General features: G+C 65.2%; 14 protein-coding genes. 4 read left to right on the top strand and 10 right to left on the bottom strand.

Annotation, left to right across the window (positions count from 1 at the left end; all coding sequences use genetic code 11):
• Positions 1–11: 11 nt before the first annotated feature.
• Entirely contained in the window at positions 12–1,886 is a 1,875-nt protein-coding gene (locus HU763_RS22325; protein WP_170033160.1) for an RNA helicase RhlE2, read from the top strand.
• A 195-nt stretch (positions 1,887–2,081) separates the two neighbouring features.
• Here HU763_RS22325 and HU763_RS22330 read toward each other — a convergent pair whose 3' ends face one another.
• From HU763_RS22330 to HU763_RS22340, 3 genes are all read right to left on the bottom strand, one after another.
• The gene (locus HU763_RS22330; protein WP_170033162.1) at positions 2,082–2,660 is read right to left on the bottom strand and encodes a YceI family protein; all 579 of its coding nucleotides are present in this window, start codon (positions 2,658–2,660) and stop codon (positions 2,082–2,084) included.
• Between the two features lie 34 nt (positions 2,661–2,694).
• On the bottom strand, positions 2,695–3,246 hold the full coding sequence (locus tag HU763_RS22335; RefSeq protein WP_186684358.1) for a cytochrome b: 552 nt from the start codon (positions 3,244–3,246) through the stop codon (positions 2,695–2,697).
• Positions 3,247–3,456: 210 nt separating this feature from the next.
• Positions 3,457–5,325, bottom strand: a complete 1,869-nt coding sequence (locus tag HU763_RS22340; protein ID WP_186684356.1) for a flavin monoamine oxidase family protein — start codon at positions 5,323–5,325, stop codon at positions 3,457–3,459.
• Between the two features lie 269 nt (positions 5,326–5,594).
• On the opposite strand from HU763_RS22340, the gene HU763_RS22345 reads away from it, so the two are divergent.
• On the top strand, positions 5,595–7,001 hold the full coding sequence (locus tag HU763_RS22345) for an adenosylmethionine--8-amino-7-oxononanoate transaminase (RefSeq protein WP_170033168.1): 1,407 nt from the start codon (positions 5,595–5,597) through the stop codon (positions 6,999–7,001).
• A gap of 176 nt (positions 7,002–7,177) precedes the next feature.
• On the top strand, positions 7,178–7,897 hold the full coding sequence (locus HU763_RS22350; protein WP_186684354.1) for a 16S rRNA (uracil(1498)-N(3))-methyltransferase: 720 nt from the start codon (positions 7,178–7,180) through the stop codon (positions 7,895–7,897).
• On the opposite strand, the gene trhA is transcribed toward HU763_RS22350, so the two are convergent.
• From trhA to HU763_RS22385, 7 genes are all read right to left on the bottom strand, one after another.
• A complete protein-coding gene (gene trhA / locus HU763_RS22355) occupies positions 7,898–8,515 on the bottom strand; it encodes a PAQR family membrane homeostasis protein TrhA (RefSeq protein ID WP_170033172.1) in 618 nt (205 codons plus the stop codon).
• 238 nt (positions 8,516–8,753) lie between these two features.
• On the bottom strand, positions 8,754–9,227 hold the full coding sequence (locus HU763_RS22360) for a chemotaxis protein CheW (RefSeq protein ID WP_170033174.1): 474 nt from the start codon (positions 9,225–9,227) through the stop codon (positions 8,754–8,756).
• A complete protein-coding gene (locus tag HU763_RS22365; RefSeq protein ID WP_186684352.1) occupies positions 9,220–14,172 on the bottom strand; it encodes a hybrid sensor histidine kinase/response regulator in 4,953 nt (1,650 codons plus the stop codon). The genes HU763_RS22360 and HU763_RS22365 overlap by 8 nt, the downstream gene beginning before the upstream one ends.
• A 9-nt stretch (positions 14,173–14,181) precedes the next feature.
• Positions 14,182–16,230 (bottom strand): methyl-accepting chemotaxis protein, encoded by a 2,049-nt coding sequence (locus tag HU763_RS22370; RefSeq protein ID WP_225931978.1) that lies wholly within the window; start codon positions 16,228–16,230, stop codon positions 14,182–14,184.
• A 47-nt stretch (positions 16,231–16,277) separates the two neighbouring features.
• Positions 16,278–16,832 (bottom strand): chemotaxis protein CheW, encoded by a 555-nt coding sequence (locus tag HU763_RS22375; RefSeq protein WP_186672370.1) that lies wholly within the window; start codon positions 16,830–16,832, stop codon positions 16,278–16,280.
• Positions 16,829–17,194, bottom strand: coding sequence for a twitching motility response regulator PilH (gene pilH, locus HU763_RS22380; RefSeq protein ID WP_170033182.1), 366 nt, complete (start codon positions 17,192–17,194; stop codon positions 16,829–16,831). Before pilH ends, HU763_RS22375 begins: the two co-directional genes overlap by 4 nt.
• A 47-nt stretch (positions 17,195–17,241) precedes the next feature.
• Positions 17,242–17,643: a response regulator gene (locus HU763_RS22385; RefSeq protein ID WP_003257770.1), complete on the bottom strand. Its 402-nt coding sequence runs from the start codon at positions 17,641–17,643 to the stop codon at positions 17,242–17,244.
• Positions 17,644–17,940: 297 nt separating this feature from the next.
• Between HU763_RS22385 and gshB the strand changes: the two genes are divergently transcribed.
• Positions 17,941–18,894 (top strand): glutathione synthase, encoded by a 954-nt coding sequence (gene gshB / locus HU763_RS22390; protein ID WP_186684348.1) that lies wholly within the window; start codon positions 17,941–17,943, stop codon positions 18,892–18,894.
• Positions 18,895–18,911: the final 17 nt, after the last annotated feature.

Raw genomic sequence — 18,911 nt, forward strand, 5'->3', positions numbered from 1 at the left:
CAGGATTGCCCATGTCCTTTGCTTCCCTCGGTCTCTCCGAGGCTCTTGTCCGCGCTATCGAGGCTGCGGGCTACACCCAGCCGACCCCGGTGCAACAGCGGGCGATTCCCGCCGTGTTGCAAGGCCGCGACCTGATGGTCGCTGCACAGACAGGTACTGGTAAAACCGGCGGCTTCGCCCTGCCGATCCTTGAGCGCCTGTTCCCGGCCGGCCACCCCGACAAGTCGCAGCGCCACGGCCCACGCCAGCCCCGCGTGCTGGTCCTGACCCCGACCCGCGAACTGGCCGCCCAGGTCCATGACAGCTTCAAGGTGTACGCCCGCGACCTGCCACTGGTCAGCGCCTGCATTTTCGGCGGCGTCGGCATGAACCCGCAGATCCAGGCCATTGCCAAGGGTGTCGACGTCCTGGTCGCCTGCCCGGGCCGCCTGCTCGACCTGGCCGGCCAAGGCAAGGTTGACCTGGCCCATGTGGAAATCCTGGTACTCGACGAAGCCGACCGCATGCTCGACATGGGCTTCATCCATGACGTCAAGAAGGTACTTGCCCGCCTGCCGGCCAAGCGCCAGAACCTGCTGTTCTCGGCCACCTTCTCCAAGGACATCACCGACCTCGCCGACAAGCTCCTGCACAACCCGGAGCGGATCGAGGTGACCCCGCCGAACACCACCGTCGAGCGTATCGAGCAGCGCATCTATCGCCTGCCCGCCAGCCACAAGCGCGCGCTGCTGGCGCACCTGATCACCCTCGGCGCCTGGGAGCAGGTGCTGGTGTTCACCCGCACCAAGCACGGCGCCAACCGCCTGGCAGAATACCTGGAAAAGCACGGCCTGACCGCTGCCGCTATCCACGGCAACAAGAGCCAGAACGCCCGCACCAAGGCCCTGGCCGACTTCAAGGCCAACAGTGTGCGGGTACTGGTCGCTACCGACATCGCCGCCCGCGGCCTGGACATCGACCAGCTGCCCCACGTGGTCAACTTCGAGCTGCCGAACGTCGAGGAAGACTACGTTCACCGTATCGGCCGTACCGGCCGTGCCGGGCGCTCGGGCGAGGCCATTTCCCTGGTCGCGCCGGATGAAGAGAAGTTGCTCAAGAGCATCGAACGGGTAACCAAGCAGAAGATCCCGGACGGCGACCTGATGGGCTTCGACGCCAGCCAGGTAGAAGCCGAGAAGCCGGAAGTACGCGAGCGCCCGCAGAACAATGGCCGTGGCGGGCGTAACCAGCAGGCCCGTGGCGAAGGCGGCAAAGACGCCAACGGCGGCCGCAAGGACAAGGGCAAGGATAAAGGCAAGGCCAAGCAGCAGGCTGCGGACAAGCCGGCCGAGAAGGACAAGGCGGGTGACAAGCAACAGCCGCGCAAACCGCGCGACAAGAAGCCACGTCAGCAGCAGCAACAAGCCAGCACCAGCGTGCCGAAAGTGCCTGCCGACCGCGACCCGGAAGAGTTCCTGGACGACGAAATCGACAACTTCGGCAACCGTGCCGACTACGTAAGCCCGTACCAGAACGGCAAGGGCCAGGGTCGCAATCGCCGCCCGGGCGGCAATGCCGGCCAAGGCACCGGCCAGCGCAGCAACAGCGGCGGCCAAGGTCGTACGGGCGGCCAGCAGCGCAGCGGCGGTGGCGGCGAGAAACGCCCGGCCCGCGCCAACAATGGTGGCGGTGCCCGTCGTGATGGCGGCGCTGGCCGTGGCCGTCCCGCGCGCGATGATGTAACCCGGCAAGAGCCGGCCGTGCGCAACCCGCGCCAACCGGAAAAACAACCGGTGATCATCCGCAAGGAATCCAAGCTCGACCGTTACCCGACGCCCGAGCAACTGGATGACCTGCCAAGCCGTCCGCGTGGTGAGCGCCCGGCACTGCTGACCCGCAAGGGCTGACAGAGAGAAATACCGAGGGGCTGCTTCGCAGCCCTATCGCGACACAAGGCCGCTCCTACAGGAATAACGTAATGAGCTGCGCCCCAGATGGTGGACAGGTTTCCAACATCTGGGGCGCAGCTCATAACCCTGTAGCAGCGGCCTTGTGTCGCGATAGGGCCGCAAAGCGGCCCCTCGGTCTTCAGCAGGTCTGAATTACTTCTGCTTGACACCTTCGAGACTGATATCCAGGTCCAGGGTCTGCGAGGTAGCGCCCGGTCCTTTGATGCCGAAGTCGTTCAGGTTCAGCGTGGTGGTGGCGTTGAAACCGGCACGCTCGCCACCCCATGGGTCCTTGCCTTCGCCGTTGAAGGTGGCCTTGAAGGTCACCGGCTTGGTCACGCCATGCAGGGTCAGGTCGCCGGTCACGTCAGCAGTCTTGTCGCCAGTCGGCTTGACGCTGGTGGAGACGAACTTGGCTTGTGGATATTTCTTCACGTCAAGGAAGTCGGCGCTGGCGATGTGCTTGTCACGCTCGGCGTGGTTCGACCACAGGCTGGCGGTTTTCAGGTCGACGTTGATCTTGCTGGCTTCAGGCTTGGCGCTGTCCCAGGTGAAGTTACCGTCGAAATCCTTGAAGGTACCGTGGATGAAGCTGTAGCCCAGGTGGCTGATCTTCCAGTCGACGAAGGCGTGCTGGCCTTCCTTGTCGATCTTGTACTCGGCAGCCATGGCCTGGCCGGCGGAGATCAGTGCGGTACCGAGCGCCAGAGCGGCAAAAGTCTTTTTCAACATCCTTACTTCCTTCCTATGCAATTGAGGTTGAGAGTCAAGCTTTGCGGCCCAGCATGCGGGTCAGGGTCGCGTCACGGTCGATAAAATGGTGCTTGAGCGCTGCCAGGGCATGCAGTACGGCAAAAATCACCAGGCCCCAGGCCAGCCAGAGATGAATCACCCCAGCCAGGTCGGCCTGGTCAGGCAGGTCGCTGACCAGTGCCGGCACTTCGAACAGGCCGAACACCGGTATGCCCACGCCGTCGGCAGTGGAGATCAGGTAGCCGGCGATCATCACCGCGAACAGCCCGACGTACAGCGCCAGGTGCCCCAGCTTGGCGGCCAGGCGAGTGAATGCGCCGTGGCTGGCCGGTGCCGGTGGCGGCGGGCTGATGAAACGCCAGACTACCCGCAGCAGCATCACCGCCAGCAGGACCAGGCCGATGCTCTTGTGCAAGTCCGGGCCAGCCTTGCGCCAAGGGCTGTAGTAGTCGAGACCGACCATCCACAGGCCCAGGCCGAACAGGCCGAAGACTGCCAGGGCCACGCCCCAGTGCATGACGATGCTGACCACGCCGTAGCGAGAAGGTGAGTTGCGCAGTTGCATGTTGACCTGTTTCCCCGTGAAAGCTGTGCACAGACTAACGCGAAACGTATCGAAGAAAAGCGGAAAAAATTGCTCTGGATTATCTATAAATTCGATATTTATTGTGAAAGCTTCCCATTAAGGAAACATTAACGATAGGTGGGAAGTCAGTGCTTGACTGTATCGGCCCTATCGCCGGCAAGCGGCAATAGGGCCGATACAATCAACGAATCAACCGGCCTTGGCCTGGGTATCGACCACGGCTTTCTTGGCAGGTGCAGACTTGGCAGTGGCCTTCCTGGTTTCGGCAGGCTTGCGGGCTGGCTTGTGCACGGGGACATGTTTGGCGGGCGCGGCCTTGGTTGCCGCAGGCTTGGCCGGCGCATCCTTGGCCACTGGCGCAGGTGCTGGCGCAACCGGGGCCGGTGCAACTTGCGGCGCTGGCGCAGGTGTCGGCGACACCGGTTCCGCCGTGGCAATCGGCTCGGCTTTCACTTCAGGCTTGTCCGCGCCGCCAAACAGCCGCGAGAAGAAGCCTGGCTTGTCCTGCTTGGCCTCTTCGACTTTTTTCGCCTCGGCTTTCGCGGGGGCCTTGTCGCCCTTGTCGGCAGAACCACCGAACAGATTGGAGAAGAACCCGCCGTCCTTGTTCTGCTTCTGCTTGGCCGCCACGACGCCAGCCGCGGCAGCCGCCACCGGTGCCGCCTTGGCCGGGTCGAACGACTTGCCCGCCAGCAGGTCCTGCACCTGGCTTGCCGCACGCTGGCCACTGCGCAGGGCACCTTCCAGGGTACCGGGGTAGAGCGCGTCGGTATGCTCACCGGCAAAGGCGATGCGCTGCACCGGGCGCTCCCACAAGCGCCAGTACTTGCTGATCTGCCCCGGGCCATAGGCCAGGTAAGCGCCACCGGTACCGGCATCGGTGCTGTAACGCTTGACTTCGTAGCCAGTGAACGAACCACGGGCCTGCGGATAGAACGCGTGCAGGCGGATCAGCACCTGGTCGACCATCTGCTTGTCACCGAACGCTTGCAGCAAGCGGGCATTGTCGCCCGACAGGTTGATCACCACGTTGGCGCCACCCTTGAGCGCCGGCTCGATCCACAGCATGCCCAGGCCGGCGTTACTGAAGATTTCGCCGGACATGCGCGCACGGCTTTCCCACACCGGTTTCTTGAACTTGAGCATCAGCTGGTCGCGCCAGCCATAGTTGGTGCCCTTGATCGCTGCCAGGTGCTGGCTGTCCAGGCTCGGGGTCATCTGGATCTTGGCCAGGGCGCGCAGCGGCACGGCCATCACCAGGTAATCCGCCTGGTAACCGACATTGCCGACTTTGACCGTGACGCCGTCCTTGTCCTGGACGATGGCCGTCACAGGCGAATTGGTCTTGATGGTCTTCAGCTGCTTGACGAAGGCCTGGGCCAGCACCGGGCTGCCACCCGGCAGGCGCGCGGCCCGCAAGTCACGGTCACTGACGCCACGGTAAACACGGTTCTGCTGGGCAAAGTACAGCAGCGACAGGCGCGACGGTTCATCGTAACGGGAACGGATCTGCTGGTTGATCAGCTGGCGGGCGGTGGCCGGCAGTTGCAGCTTGTCCAGCCAGGTGGAGACGTTGATCTGGTCGAGGGCGAACAGCGTACTGGTGGCTTGCGGATTCAGCGGGTCGTCGATCGACCGCGCCAGGTCGTCGAGGGTTTTCTCGTAGCGCTTGATGGCCTCGGCAGTGGCCGGCTGCTTGCTGGCCAGGTCGGTGGCGCTGAAATACTCGCCGTCGATCAGGTAGCCGGGGGTGCGCACGAATTCCGGTGCCGGCTGTGTTTCAATCTTGAAACGCTCGAGGTACTGGTTGAGCACCGGGTGCGCCTTGGCATTGCCGATCCATTCGCTGGTGGCCAGGCCCGAGCGCCCGCCCATGCCTGGCTTGGCTTCCAGCAGTGTCACCTGCCAGCCCTTGTTCTGCAGCTCATAGGCGGCCGTGAGGCCCGCCAGGCCGCCACCCACGACGATTGCCGAAGGTGTCTTGTCCTTTGCCAGCGCGGCGCCGCTGGACACACCAATCAATACCAACGCGCACAGGCGCACCCAAGCAGCAGCCATGTCGGCGAACTCCGAGTCAGGGGTTACAGAAACGGGTAGAGGCAGGAATGCCCCGAGAGAGATGCGTTAAGAATACGTCAGGTCCGTCGGCCCTGCCAGCACAGCGACATCAAGTGCTTTTGCCAACAGACATTTTTGCCATTGCCGCGGTCATCCGCAGGCTCGATTGCAGCGGCGCCCAGCGCCATTGAACCGCAGCGGTTGTCCTGCCCTGCGGCATTGCTTAGGCTTACGCGGTCGAACCAAGCCGCAAGCCAGGAGAAGTGCCCATGGGCCTCAATGATCAGTGGATGCAACGTGACCTCAAGGTCCTGTGGCACCCCTGTACCCAGATGAAAGACCACGAGCAGCTGCCGCTGATCCCGATCCGGCGCGGCGAAGGCGTGTGGCTGGAAGACTTCGAAGGCAAGCGCTACCTGGATGCGGTGAGCAGCTGGTGGGTCAATGTGTTCGGTCACGCCAACCCGCGTATCAACCAGCGCATCAAGGATCAGGTCGACCAGCTGGAACACGTGATCCTGGCCGGTTTCAGCCATCAGCCAGTGATCGAGCTGTCCGAGCGCCTGGTGGCCATGACCCCGGCCGGGCTCGACCGGGTGTTCTATGCCGACAACGGTTCGTCGTGCATCGAAGTGGCGCTGAAGATGAGCTTCCACTACTGGCAGAACGTCGGCAAACCCGGCAAGAAGCGCTTCGTCACCCTGACCAACAGCTACCACGGCGAAACCATCGCCGCGATGTCGGTCGGCGATGTGCCGCTGTTCACCGAAACCTACAAGGCGTTGCTGCTCGACACCCTCAAGGTGCCCAGCCCCGATTGCTACCTGCGCCCCGAAGGCATGAGCTGGGAGGAGCATTCGCGCAACATGTTCCAGGCCATGGAGCAGACCCTGGCCGAACACCACGCCTCGATCAGTGCGGTAATCGTCGAGCCGTTGATCCAGGGCGCTGGCGGCATGCGCATGTACCACCCGGTGTACCTCAAGCTGCTGCGCGAGGCCTGCGACCGCTACGACGTGCACCTGATCCACGACGAGATCGCCGTGGGCTTCGGCCGCACCGGCACGATGTTCGCCTGCGAGCAGGCCGGCATCCGCCCGGACTTCCTGTGCCTGTCCAAAGCCCTGACCGGTGGCTACCTGCCATTGGCCGCATGCCTGACCACCGACAAGGTCTACCAGGCGTTCTACGACGACTACCCGACCCTGCGCGCGTTCCTCCACTCGCACAGCTATACCGGTAACCCGCTGGCCTGTGCTGCCGCACTGGCGACGCTGGACATCTTCGAGCAGGACAACGTGATCGAAGCCAACAAGGGCCTGGCTGCGCGCATGGCCAGTGCCACCGCACACCTGGCCGAGCATGCCCATGTCGCCGAAATCCGCCAGACCGGCATGGCCCTGGCCATCGAGATGGTCAAGGACAAGGCCGGCAAGGTTGCCTACCCGTGGCAGGAGCGACGCGGCCTGAAGGTATTCGAGCATGCCCTGACCCGTGGTGCCCTGCTGCGCCCGCTGGGCAGCGTGGTGTACTTCCTGCCGCCTTATGTGATCACCCCGGAGCAGATCGACTTCCTCGCCGAAGTGGCCAGCGAGGGTATCGACATCGCAACCCGTGAAAGCGTCAGCGTGGCGGTACCGGCCAACTTCCACCCCGACTTCCGCGACCCGGGCTAGGCTTGCAGACCTGACCGCATACCCCTTGTAGGAGCGGCCTTGTGTCGCGAAAGGGCTGCGTAGCAGCCCCAGTATTTCAGCGGTGATGTACAAACCGCCGGGGCCGCTGCGCGGCCCTTTCGCGACACAAGGCCGCTCCTACAGGGGACGAGTACACCTTTTCCTACGAGCACCCCATGAGACTGTCCCGTTTCTTCATCGACGCCCCCCTGAGCCTCGGCGAGCACGACCTGCCCGAAGCCCAGGCCCACTACATCGGCCGCGTGCTGCGCATGGCCCCCGGCGACGCCGTGCAGCTGTTCGACGGCAGCGGCCAGGAGTACCGTGGCCAGCTGCTCGAAGTGGGCAAGAAAACCGTGCGCGTCAGCCTCGACCAGGCCCTTGCCGGCCAGGCTGATTCACCGCTGCATGTCCATCTCGGACAGGGGCTGTCCCGCGGCGAGCGCATGGACTGGGCGATCCAGAAGGCCACCGAACTGGGGGTAAAGGAAATCACCCCGATCGTCAGCGAACGTTGCGAAGTGCGGCTGAAGGACGAACGCGCCGACAAGCGCCTGGCCCATTGGCGCCAGGTAGCGATCAGTGCCTGCGAACAGTGCGGTCGCTCGACCTTGCCAGTCATCCACCCGCCGGTAACCCTGGGCGAATGGTTGAACAGTGCCAAGGCCGACCTGAAACTGGTTTTGCACCCAGTCGCCGAACCCCTCACCAGCCATGCCAGGCCGGCCACGCTGGCCTTCCTGATCGGCCCGGAGGGCGGCCTGAGCGAGGCAGAGGTCGACCAGGCCAAAGCCACTGGCTTCCACGCCGCGCGCCTCGGGCCACGGGTGCTGCGTACCGAAACCGCCCCCGTGGTAGCCCTGTCGGTGGCGCAGCAGTTATGGGGCGACTTCTAGCTAACGCACATAGAACGACACCGCCACAAAGTGCATGAGGCTGCCGGCAATCACGAACAGATGCCAGATGCCGTGCCAGTGGCGGAAGCGGCTGTCGAAGGCAAAGAACAGGATGCCGACGGTGTAGAACACACCGCCGGCAGCCAGCCAGGCGAAGCCGGCAGTGCCCAGCGCGTGCAGCAGCGGCTGCACGGCCACCAGCACGATCCAGCCCATTACCGCATAGATGATGATCGACAGGATGCGCGCCTCGGAGCGCGGCTTGATCTCCTGCAGCATGCCGATTACTGCCAGCCCCCAGACAATGCCGAACAGGCTCCAGCCCCACGGGCCACGCAAGCTGACCAGGCAGAACGGCGTGTAGCTGCCGGCGATCAGCAGGTAGATCGACAGGTGATCGAGCTTGCGCATGATCACCTTCGCCCGCCCACGGGTGCTGTGGTACAGGGTAGAGATGCTGTACAGCAACAGCAGGGTGCTGCCGTAGATGGAAAAGCTGACGATCTTCCACGGGTCGCCTTGCAGGCCCGCGGCCACGATCAGCCAGATGGCACCGATACAGGCCAGGACAGCACCGACCAGGTGGGTCCAGGCGTTGAAGCGTTCACCGTAGTACATGCAAACACAGACCTCCTGCGGTGGGCTGGGTTCCTGCGCCGGTCTGTTCCGCCGCGGCCCGTCAGGCTCGCACGCTCCCTGTAGGAGCGGCCTTGTGTCGCGAACGGGCTGCGGAGCAGCCCCTGCAATTTATGCCGTGGCAATGAGATCCTGGGGCCGCTTCGCGACCCTTTCGCGACACAAGGCCGCTCCTGCAACGACCGCGTCAGCCAAACGACCAAGCGCTTTGCTTCACATCCTAACCAAGGTCAGGTTGCAGATCAGCGTCACGCACCAGCCGCTCCAGCCCGACCAGGTCCGGCACCCGCGCCACCTGCTCGCCCACCTGCACCGCCGCCAGTTCCAGGCGGCCCAGTGCCACGTCCACATAGTTCAGCTGGCTGTCGAGCTTGCACGAGCGCGGGATGTCCTGCAGCAGCAGCGCCAGGTAACGCAGGCCGGTATCACCCAGGGCATTCAGCACCACGACACGGGCCCGCTCGCCGCAGGGGGTCTCGCCACCGCAGGCGGCCTCGAAGCCGATCAGCGGCAGGCGTTGCTGGCGCCAGTCGATCCAGCCCAGGTGCCAGGCCGGCTCGCCGCGCTGGCACAGCACGTTGCGCTGGCCGCTCAACTCGGCCACCGCGACATTGGGCAACACCAGGGTACGGTCACCCAACGGCAGCAACAGCCCGGTCAGGCTGCTGCGCTGGCCGGCGATCAGTTCAAGCATGGGCCTGGCTCCAGTGGGCGATGCTCTGCAGCAGGACCGATTCCTGATACGGCTTGCCAAGGTATTCATTGACGCCGATGGCCATGGCTCGGTCGCGGTGCTTCTGCCCGGTGCGCGAGGTGATCATGATGATCGGCAGGTCTTTCAGCCGCTCGTCGCGGCGGATGCGCGTGGCCACCTCGAAACCATCCATGCGCGGCATCTCGATATCCAGCAGCAGCACATCCGGGCGGTGCTCTTCCAGCAGGGCCATGGCATCGACCCCGTCCTTGGCCGTCAGCACGCTCATGCCGTGGCGCTCGAGCAGGCGGCTGGTGACCTTGCGCACGGTTACCGAGTCGTCCACCACCATCACCAGCAAGGCCCGCCGCGGTGCCGGCCCGAATACCTGGCGCTGGGCCGCACCACCACCCGGCAGGCGCGCCAGGCGCCGCTGCTGGCCACGCAACTGGCCCAACAAGTCGAGAATCAGCACCACACGGCCATCGCCCAGCAATGTCGCCCCCGACAAACCGGCAACCGCAGCAAACTGCGGCCCCAGGCTCTTCACCACGATTTCGCGGCTGGGCGACAGGGCGTCAGCCTGAATCGCGAACGATTGTTCCTGGGAATGCACCAGCAGCACCGGCAGCGGCACACTTTGCCCCAGCAAGGCCGGGCGCGGCATGCCTTGCAGCAGTTCGCCCAGATAACGCAACTCGTATTCATGGCCGGCGTACACATAGCGTGGCACGTCCAGTTGGTAGCATGCCGCCAGTTCAGCGGGCGGCACGCGGACGATGCCCTCGATGGTGTTCAGCGGGATGGCGTACTGCTCTTCACCCAGATGCACCATCAGCGCACGGTTGACCGACACGGTGAACGGCAGGCGAATCAGGAAGCGCGCGCCCTTGCCTGGGGCCGACTCGATGCTCATCGAGCCGCCCAGTTGCTTGACCTCTTCGTGGACCACGTCCATGCCCAGGCCGCGCCCGGAAATCTGGGTGATCTTCTCGGCAGTGGAAAAGCCTGGCCGAAGGATGAACTGGAGGATTTCGTGATCGCTCAAATGTGCCTGCGGGTCCAGCAGGCCGCGCTTGATGGCCTTGCGTCGCACCGCTTCCAGCGGCACGCCGGCACCGTCGTCGGTCATTTCGATGACGATGTCGGCGCCTTCGTGCAGTAGATTCAGGTGAATGGTGCCCTGCTCCGGCTTGCCAGCGGCCAGGCGCATTTCCCGGCTTTCCAGGCCGTGGTCGACGGCATTGCGCAGCATGTGCTCCAGCGGTGCCACCATGCGTTCGAGCACGCTGCGGTCCAGCTCGCCCTCGGCATTGCCGACCACCAGCTCGACCTGCTTGCCCAACTCGCTGGCCACCTGCCGCACCACGCGCTGCAAGCGCGGCACCAGGCGCTCGAAGGGGACCATCAGGGTAGCCGTAAGGCCTTCCTGCAACTGGCTGTTCACCCGCGCCTGCTGTTGCAGCAGGCTATGGGCCTCCTGGGCACGCTGGGCCAGGGTTTCCTTGAGGTCGAGCAGGTCCGAGGCAGACTCGAACAGGGCCCGCGACAGCTGCTGCAGCTGCGAATGACGGTCCATCTCCAGGGGGTCGAAGTCGTCATAGGCATCGCCTTCGAACTGCTGGCGGCTGGAAATCCGCCCCTGGGTCTCGATGTCCAGGCGCAGCAACTGGTCGCGCATGCGCTCGAGGGTGGTTTCCATCTCGTTGAGGGTGAACTGGGCATCGTTGACCTGCTGCTCGATGCGCCCACGGATGATCGAGTGTTCACCGGCCAGGTTGCCCAGTTCGTCGAGCAGCTCGGCATCGACCTTGACCATGTCGCCTGGCGCCCGCTCCGGTACCGCCGCTGGCGCCTCGCTGGCAGCGGCACCGACCGGCCCCTGGCCCGCAGCACTGTCGGTCAGCGCCGCGCTGCTGAAGTTGCGGATGTAGTCGATCAGCGCCGTGGCGGCATGCAGCGGCTGGCCCAGGCGCACGGCATCGAGCATGTGCGCCAGGCGGTCATGGCAGTTCTGCAACAGGGCGAACAGCGGCGCACTCGGCGGCAGGCGCCCCGCGGCCAACAGCTCGTAGAGAAACTCCAGCTCATGGGCCAGGTCGCCGATTGGCGCGATCTCGACCATGCGCGCCACACCTTTGAGGGTGTGCAGGTCGCGCAGGAGGTTGTCCACCTCGACGCTGCTACGCGGGTCGGCCTGCCAGCGGGCCAACGCCGCAGCAGCGCTCTCGACGATGTCCGAGCTTTCTTCAAGGAACACTTCCAGCAGCTCTGCGCCAGGGCTTTCCGGCTCTTCGACCAGCAACTCCGCCGCAGCCGGCGGCACAGGCTTGTGCGCCAGCCCCAGACCCAGGGTAGCGCCCAGGTCCATGTCCGGGTGCAGCGGCGTGACCGTGTCGATGCCAACCAGGCCAGTGGCCTCCGGCGCCAGGGCCTGGTCCAGCAGATTACGCAGGCTGTCGAGCAGCTCGGCGCGGGGTGCAATGTCCTGCCCGGCGGCCACCTCGTCAAGCATGTCCAGCAGGGCTTCATGGGCCCGCTGGGCCTGGGCGAAGAAGCGCGCATCGGCGGGCAGGCTGCCCTCCTCCACGGCACCGTACAGGTCGAGCAGGGCCTCGCACACATCGTCCATTTGCCGCAGGTCGGCCAGGTGTGCCGCGTGGCCCAAGGTGGTGAGCTGGTCGAGCAGGGTGTCCAACGGGTCGCGCTGGCCGGGCTGCTGACGCCAGCGCGACAGCAACGATTCGGCATCCAGCAGGGTATCCATGGCCTGGGCCAGGAAACTGGCCACCCGCTGCGGGTCACGCTTGCTGCGCCGCGCATGCTGCGGGTCGTCATGCAAGCTGGCCAGGCGTTCGTCCACCACCTGGCCGACCTGCTCGATCAGCTCGGCGGCGCCGGGGATGGCTGCCAGCGGCGTGCTGTCGAGTTGCGCCAGGCCCAGGTGAAACAGCGAGCGTGCGGCTTCCAGCCATTCGATCTCGGCCATTTGCAGCGGCAGCTGGTGGCCCTTGTATTCACGCGCCAGACGGTCGAAGGCAGTCGCCAGTTCGGCCACCGGCATCACTCCGGCCATGGCGGCGCTGCCTTTGAGCGTGTGCAACGCACGCTGCAGGCCATCGCTGACCGGCGTGTCGTGGTCGCCGGCATCGCGCAGGAAAGCATCCAGGCTGGCCAGGTGGCCCTGCGCCTCGCTGCGGAAGATGTCCAGCAATTGCGGGTCGAGGCCGCCCAGGTCCGCTGCCAACGGCGCAGCGTTTTCGGCCAGGGCATGCAGGTGCCCGGCCAGTTGCTCGATTTCGCTCAGTTGCGGCAACTGGCCGGCGGCAAAATCGGCCAGCAGGTCGGGCAGGTGGACGAACACCCGTTGCAAGGCCACCACGCCTTCCGGGCTGAGCACGCTGCGGCCCTCGAGCACCCGGTTGAGCAGATGCTCGGCGCCCCAGGCCAGCTCGGCCACCGCCTCGGCATGGACCATGCGGCCACTGCCCTTGAGCGTATGCAGCGCACGGCGCATTTCCTTCAATGCCTCGTGCTGCTGGTTGTCGGCCCGCCAGCGCAGCCAGTGGCGCTCGATTTCCGGCAACAGTTCACCGGCTTCGTCGAGAAACACCTCGCGCAGCTCATCGTCGATGCCATCGGCGCTACCATCGTGGCTTGCAGTGGCATCGACCTGGGTGCACTGCACGCCCAGCGTCGACAGGCTGGCGCGGGCCATGTCGATGAACGGCTGGGCATCCGCCAACGGGTCGGCCACTCGCCACTGCAGGTAGCATTCGGCTGCGCTCAAGGCCTCGGCCAGGTGCGTCAGCTCATCGGCTGGCGGCTCTACCTCCAGGTGCTGCAGCCAGCGCTGTACATAACTGGCGCAGCCTTCGAACAGCTCGGCCACGGTCGGCAGCATCAACATCGCCAGCGCCCCGCGAACCTGCTGCAACAGCCCCGGCAAAGGTTGCAGGCGTTGCCGCGGCCAACCGGACTCCAGGCAATCGCCGATCAGGTCCTTGGCCTGTTGCAGCACGTTCAGTGCCTCGTTCAACACCAGTTGGCGGATCTCGGCGAGGTCCGAGCCCGGCAGGCCGCCCTGGCCGTTTTCCTCCAGCGGGCCGACCATGCCGTTAAGCGTAGCCTCGACGTACAGCAGCGCCCCCGCCACGTCCATCAACACCGCGTCATCCACTGCTCGCTCGCCCTGGGCCAAAGCCTGCAGCGCCAGCACCTGGTCGATAATCACCCGACGCGGCTGCTGGAAACCCAGCACCGCCAAGGTGTCGGCCACGTGGCGCAGGGGGGCCAGCAGGGCATCCAGCTGCTCGCTGTGCTGGCGGTCGCCACGCACGAACTGGTCCAGGCGCTCCTTGATGCGCATCAGGTCGTCACACAGCGCGGTCACCACCGAGCGCAGGGCATCGCGGCCCGGTCCGGCTTGCATCTGCTCACGCCAGTTACCCAGCGACAGGTCGAGGTTGGCCAGGTCGTCGGCGCCGGCAAAGCGCTGAGTGGCGCCGCTGATCAGGCTGGCCTGCGCCAACGGTTCCTCGCCACGGCACGCGCGCAGCTGATTGAGCAGCGGCAGCATGACCAGTGGCAAGTCGTGGCGGGCACCGCGCAGGCGTTCCAGGTACGACGGCAGTTGCTCCAGACCACGAAACAAAGCGCCCAGGCAATCACCCCGGGGGCTGACCTGGCCTTCGGCCAAGGCCTTGGCGAACAATTCCAGTTCCTCGGCCAGGCGGGTGGCACCGCGCAGTTCGAGCATGCGCAGGCAACCGTGCACCTGGTGCAGGTTGTCGACCACGAAGGCCAGCATCGACAGGTCACCCGGTTCACCGGCAAAGCGCTCCAGCGCCTGGCGCGCCTGGGCCAGGCAGTCGAGGATGGCGGCCTTGGTCCAGGCCAGCGCCACGGTATCGTGGCGTTCGGGGCTTATTGCAGCTACGGCCATTGGCATTCCTCAGCGCGGCGCTTCACTAGGGCTCGTCATGGGCTCTGCAGGTGGCGGCAGGGTGAACCCGGACACCGAACGACGCATCTCGCTGGCCATGCGAGCCAGGTGGCGGATACTGTCGGCAGTGGCGCTGGAGCCGGCGGAGGTTTGTGCGGTGATCTGCTGGATCACCGCCATGGTGTGGGAAATCTGCCCGGCCGACGAAGTCTGCAACTGGGCAGCGTCGGAAATACTGTGGATAAGGTCGGCGAGGTTCTGCGAAACCCCTTCGATCTCGGCCAGGGCAACGCCCGCATCCTGGGCCAGGCGCGCACCGCGTACCACTTCGGCGGTGGTCTGTTCCATGGAGATCACCGCCTCGTTGGTGTCGGCCTGGATAGTGCGTACCAGCGCCTCGATCTGTCGGGTGGCCGAAGATGAACGTTCCGCCAGGCGCTGCACTTCATCGGCGACCACGGCAAAACCCCGCCCGGCCTCACCGGCCAGCGAGGCCTGGATCGCCGCGTTGAGGGCAAGAATGTTGGTCTGGTCGGCAATGTCGTCGATCAGGCTGACGATATCGCCGATTTCCTGGGAGGACTCGCCCAGGCGCTTGATCCGCTTGGCGGTGTCCTGGATCTGCTCGCGAATGTTGTCCATGCCATTGATGGTGTTGTGCACCACCTCGTTGCCCTTGTTGGCGATCGCCACCGAGCGCTCGGCCACCTTCGCCGACTCGTAGGCGTGGGCCGAAACCCGATCGATCGACTCGACCATGTCGCCGACTGCCTCGGACGCCTCGCTGATCTGCTCGGCCTGGTGTTCCGAGGCCTTGGCCAGCTGGCGAGCAGTGTTCTGCGTGTCCTGTACGGCGGCGGCGACCTGCAACGCACTGTGGTTGATGGTAGCGACCAGGTCGCGCAGCTGGTCGACCGAATAATTGATCGAATCGGCGATGGCGCCGGTAAAGTCTTCGGTTACCGACACAGTCACGGTCAGGTCGCCGTCGGCCAGTTCTTCGATTTCATCGAGCAGGCGCATGATCGCCTGCTGGTTGCGTTCGTTCTTCTCCGCCGTCTCGCGCAGCTGGCGGTTGGTGGTGCGCACCATGACCAGGCCGATGAGGATGATCGAGGCCAGCGCCAGCAAGCCGAGGATGTAGCCGCCAACGGTGTCGAGGGTACGCCCGCCGGCCAGGTTCTCGAAGCCGTTGGCCAGGTGCGAGGCCTCGTCGAGCAGGGTTTGCGACAGGCTGAACAGGTTGCCTGCGGCTTCACGTACCCGGAACAGCTCGGGCGAGGTTTCCAGGATCTCGTCCACGGAGCCGGCGACGAACTGGAACAGTTCGGCGATTTCGGCCAGGCGCGTGCGGGCGTCGGCATCCTCGACGCGGGTCACCTGGATTGCCGCGTTACCGTTGAGCATGCCCTCCAGCACCTGGCCAAAGCGCCCGGCATCGCGACCAAAGGCGTCGGCCGCCTGGGCTGCGCTGTCGTCGCCGGCCAGCACGGTGTTGACCGAGCCGAGGATGCGTTCGGCCAGCAGCAGTTGGCGCTGGGCCACCGCCACCTGGCTGGCCGGGGCCCCGCTCTGCAGCAGGATCTCCACCACCTTTTCGTATTCCACCTGCAACTGCGGCACGGTCTCGGCCAGGGTCGCCGCCACCTGGTGCAGCGACAGCACGGTCTGTTCGCTGGCCAGGATGGTGTCGGTGTTCCTGCGCAGGTTTTCCCAGTCACGGCGTACCGCTTCCATCTCGTCACGCACCGCCGGTGGTGCCGGTGGCAGGCCGGTGGACTTGTCACCTTCGCGCAGGTAACCCCAGCGCCGTTCGAAATCGTTGCGCGAGTCCGACAGCAGCTTGAACGCCAGCGCCTTGCCGGTGGCGGCTTCGGTCGCATTCTTGGCGATACGTTGCGACAGCACGCGCAATTCGCCGGCATGGCCGATGTACTGCTTGTCGTAGTTGGACTGGGTGTTGAGGTAGGCGAAGTTGGCGAACAGCAGGATGATCGACAGGATCAGGATCAGGAACAGTACGGTGATCTGCGCAATGCTGCGGGTACGTGGGGTCACGGTGGTCGCGGTGACGGGAGGGGCAGGCTTGTTCACGTTCGCAGGTCCTATAACGCCACATCGAGAAAGCCCGGCGCCTGAGCCAGGGCGAAGGGGCTGAAGATCGCCCAGTTGCGTTCACGCGGGAAGTGCCCCTGCACGAAGGGCGCAGCGGCGTGGATCAGCGGTTGCGGTGGCGACAACTGCAGGCTGTCCAGGGCAAAGTGCTGCAGGCCCAGGACTTCGTCCACCAGCAGGCCGACGAACAGGTCATCGTGGTCCAGCACCAGCACCCGCCGCTGCTTGCCCGGGGCGGCCTGGCCCAGGCCAAAGAAGCTGCTCAGGTCCATCACCGGCAGCAGCCGACCACGCAGGTTGGCCACCCCGCACACCCACGGTTGCACGCCGGGTACACGGCTACTGCGCGGTTCGCGCAGCACCTCGGCGACCTCGCCCATCGGCGCCACGAACCACTGGCCGGCAATACGGAAGCCGATGCCGCTCCACTGTTGCAGGCGCTGGTCCTGCGGCGGCTGGTCGGCGACCAGCAGGCGGCAGCGCCGGTCGATGTCCAGCAACAACTCGAAGGCGGTCAGCGACGCGCCCTGCGGGCGGGTGGTCAAGCCCCCAGCACCTCTTTGAGCTTGGCGATCAAGGCGTCCTCCTCCACCGGTTTGGTGAGGAAGTCACGGGCGCCCTGGCGCGTAGCCCAGACCCGGTCGGTTTCCTGGTCCTTGGTGGTAACCACGATCACCGGGATGGCGCTGGTTTCCGGGTCCTTGCTGAGCTGCCGGGTAGCCTGGAAGCCGTTCATGCCGGGCATGACGATGTCCATCAGCACCGCGTCTGGCTTGTCCTGCCGGGCCAGGGCCACGCCATCGGCACCGTTGTTGGCCTTGAGCACCTGGAAGCCGTGCTTTTCCAGCCATCCGGTCAATCGGTACATCTCTGTCGGCGAGTCGTCGACAATCAGAACTCGGGCCATGCTGTTTCCCCATCAGGAAAGAAAGACCGTGCCATGGCGGGGCGCAGTCAGGGTGCGTGTTGTTGAGCTGCGGCGAAACCGGGCACGTGGGCACGGATCGCATCGAGCAATTCTTCCTTGCTGAACGGCTTGGTCAGGAACTGGTCGGACCCGACCACCCGGCCGCGGGCCTTGTCGAACAGGCCGTCACGCGACGACAGCAGGATGACCGGGGTGTCCTTGAAGGCACTGTTGTGCTTTATCACCGCACAGGTCTGGTAGCCGTCCAGGCGCGGCATCAGCACATCGACGAAGATGATGCTGGGCTGGTGGTCGACGATCTTGGCCAGGGCATCGAAGCCATCGCTGGCGGTGATCACCTCGCAGCCCGCTTCGCCGAGCAACATCTGTGCGGTGCGGCGGATCGTGCGCGAATCGTCGATCACCATCACCTTCAGGGGTTGTTCCATCTGTTGGGCTACCGTCGCTGATAATGCGGAAATCGTAGGGCCGCTGCGCGCCCCTATCGCGACGCAAGGCCGCTCCTACAAGGGAGCGCGATCTCCTGTAGGAGCGGCCTTGCGTCGCGATAGGGTTGCGCAGCAGCCCCAAAGGCCTGTTGCACAGCGCTATGACTGGCATTTTTAGCACACTCCGGGTGCCCGTTCCATCTACCACGCCCCTTGACCAGCGGCGTTCACGGCGCCACCCTGAGCCACTTTACTTTCGATCTACCGCGGCCACGCGCCGCCAAGAGGAACCACCCCATGAGCGTTCGCCTCGGCATTGTCATGGACCCCATCGCGTCCATCTCCTACAAGAAGGACAGCTCGCTGGCCATGCTGCTGGCCGCCCAGGCACGCGGCTGGAGCCTGTTCTACATGGAGCAGCGCGACCTGTACCTGGGTGCCGGCCAGGCCCGCGCGCAAATGCGCCCGCTGAAGGTGTTCGCCGACCCGGCCCGCTGGTTCGAGCTGGGCGAGGAGCAGGACAGCGCACTGGCCGAGCTGGACGTGGTGCTGATGCGCAAGGACCCGCCCTTCGACATGGAGTTCGTCTACAGCACCTACCTGCTGGAACAGGCCGAGCGCGAGGGTGTGCTGGTGGTCAACCGCCCGCAGAGCCTGCGCGACTGCAATGAGAAGCTGTTCGCCACGCAGTTCCCGCAATGCATGGCGCCGACCCTGGTCAGCCGCCGCGTCGACATCTTGCGCGAATTCGCCGATAGCCGTGGCGACGTGATCCTCAAGCCGCTGGACGGCATGGGCGGAGCCTCGGTGTTCCGCCACCGCAAGGAGGACCCCAACCTGTCGGTCATCCTCGAAACGCTGACCCAGCACGGCAACCAGCAGATCATGGCCCAGGAATACCTGCCGCAAATCAAGGATGGCGACAAGCGCATCCTGATGATCGACGGCGAGCCAGTCGACTACTGCCTGGCGCGCATCCCGGCCAGCGGCGAGACCCGTGGCAACCTGGCGGCCGGTGGCCGTGGCGAGGCGCGCCCATTGACCGAGCGCGACCGCTGGATTGCCGCCCAGGTCGGCCCTGCCCTGCGCGAAAAGGGCCTGCTGTTCGTCGGCCTGGATGTGATCGGCGACTACCTCACCGAAATCAACGTCACCAGCCCCACCTGCATCCGCGAGATCGACGCGGCCTACAACACCGACATTGGTGGCAAGCTGATGGATGCCATTGATCGCAAGCTCAAGGCGCGCTGACCGCCGACGCGGAGCAA

It is taken from the genome of Pseudomonas anuradhapurensis (assembly GCF_014269225.2).
Taxonomy (GTDB): Bacteria; Pseudomonadota; Gammaproteobacteria; order Pseudomonadales; family Pseudomonadaceae; genus Aquipseudomonas; species Aquipseudomonas anuradhapurensis.

Excerpts from the sequence above, each read along its gene's own strand:
- HU763_RS22325 (WP_170033160.1), top strand. The coding sequence starts at position 12 with ATGTCCTTTGCTTCCCTCGGTCTCTCCGAGGCTCTTGTCCGCGCTATC.
- HU763_RS22330 (WP_170033162.1), bottom strand. The coding sequence starts at position 2,660 with ATGTTGAAAAAGACTTTTGCCGCTCTGGCGCTCGGTACCGCACTGATC.
- HU763_RS22335 (WP_186684358.1), bottom strand. The coding sequence starts at position 3,246 with ATGCAACTGCGCAACTCACCTTCTCGCTACGGCGTGGTCAGCATCGTC.
- HU763_RS22340 (WP_186684356.1), bottom strand. The coding sequence starts at position 5,325 with ATGGCTGCTGCTTGGGTGCGCCTGTGCGCGTTGGTATTGATTGGTGTG.
- HU763_RS22345 (WP_170033168.1), top strand. The coding sequence starts at position 5,595 with ATGGGCCTCAATGATCAGTGGATGCAACGTGACCTCAAGGTCCTGTGG.
- HU763_RS22350 (WP_186684354.1), top strand. The coding sequence starts at position 7,178 with ATGAGACTGTCCCGTTTCTTCATCGACGCCCCCCTGAGCCTCGGCGAG.
- trhA (WP_170033172.1), bottom strand. The coding sequence starts at position 8,515 with ATGTACTACGGTGAACGCTTCAACGCCTGGACCCACCTGGTCGGTGCT.
- HU763_RS22360 (WP_170033174.1), bottom strand. The coding sequence starts at position 9,227 with ATGCTTGAACTGATCGCCGGCCAGCGCAGCAGCCTGACCGGGCTGTTG.
- HU763_RS22365 (WP_186684352.1), bottom strand. The coding sequence starts at position 14,172 with ATGGCCGTAGCTGCAATAAGCCCCGAACGCCACGATACCGTGGCGCTG.
- pilH (WP_170033182.1), bottom strand. The coding sequence starts at position 17,194 with ATGGCCCGAGTTCTGATTGTCGACGACTCGCCGACAGAGATGTACCGA.
- HU763_RS22385 (WP_003257770.1), bottom strand. The coding sequence starts at position 17,643 with ATGGAACAACCCCTGAAGGTGATGGTGATCGACGATTCGCGCACGATC.
- gshB (WP_186684348.1), top strand. The coding sequence starts at position 17,941 with ATGAGCGTTCGCCTCGGCATTGTCATGGACCCCATCGCGTCCATCTCC.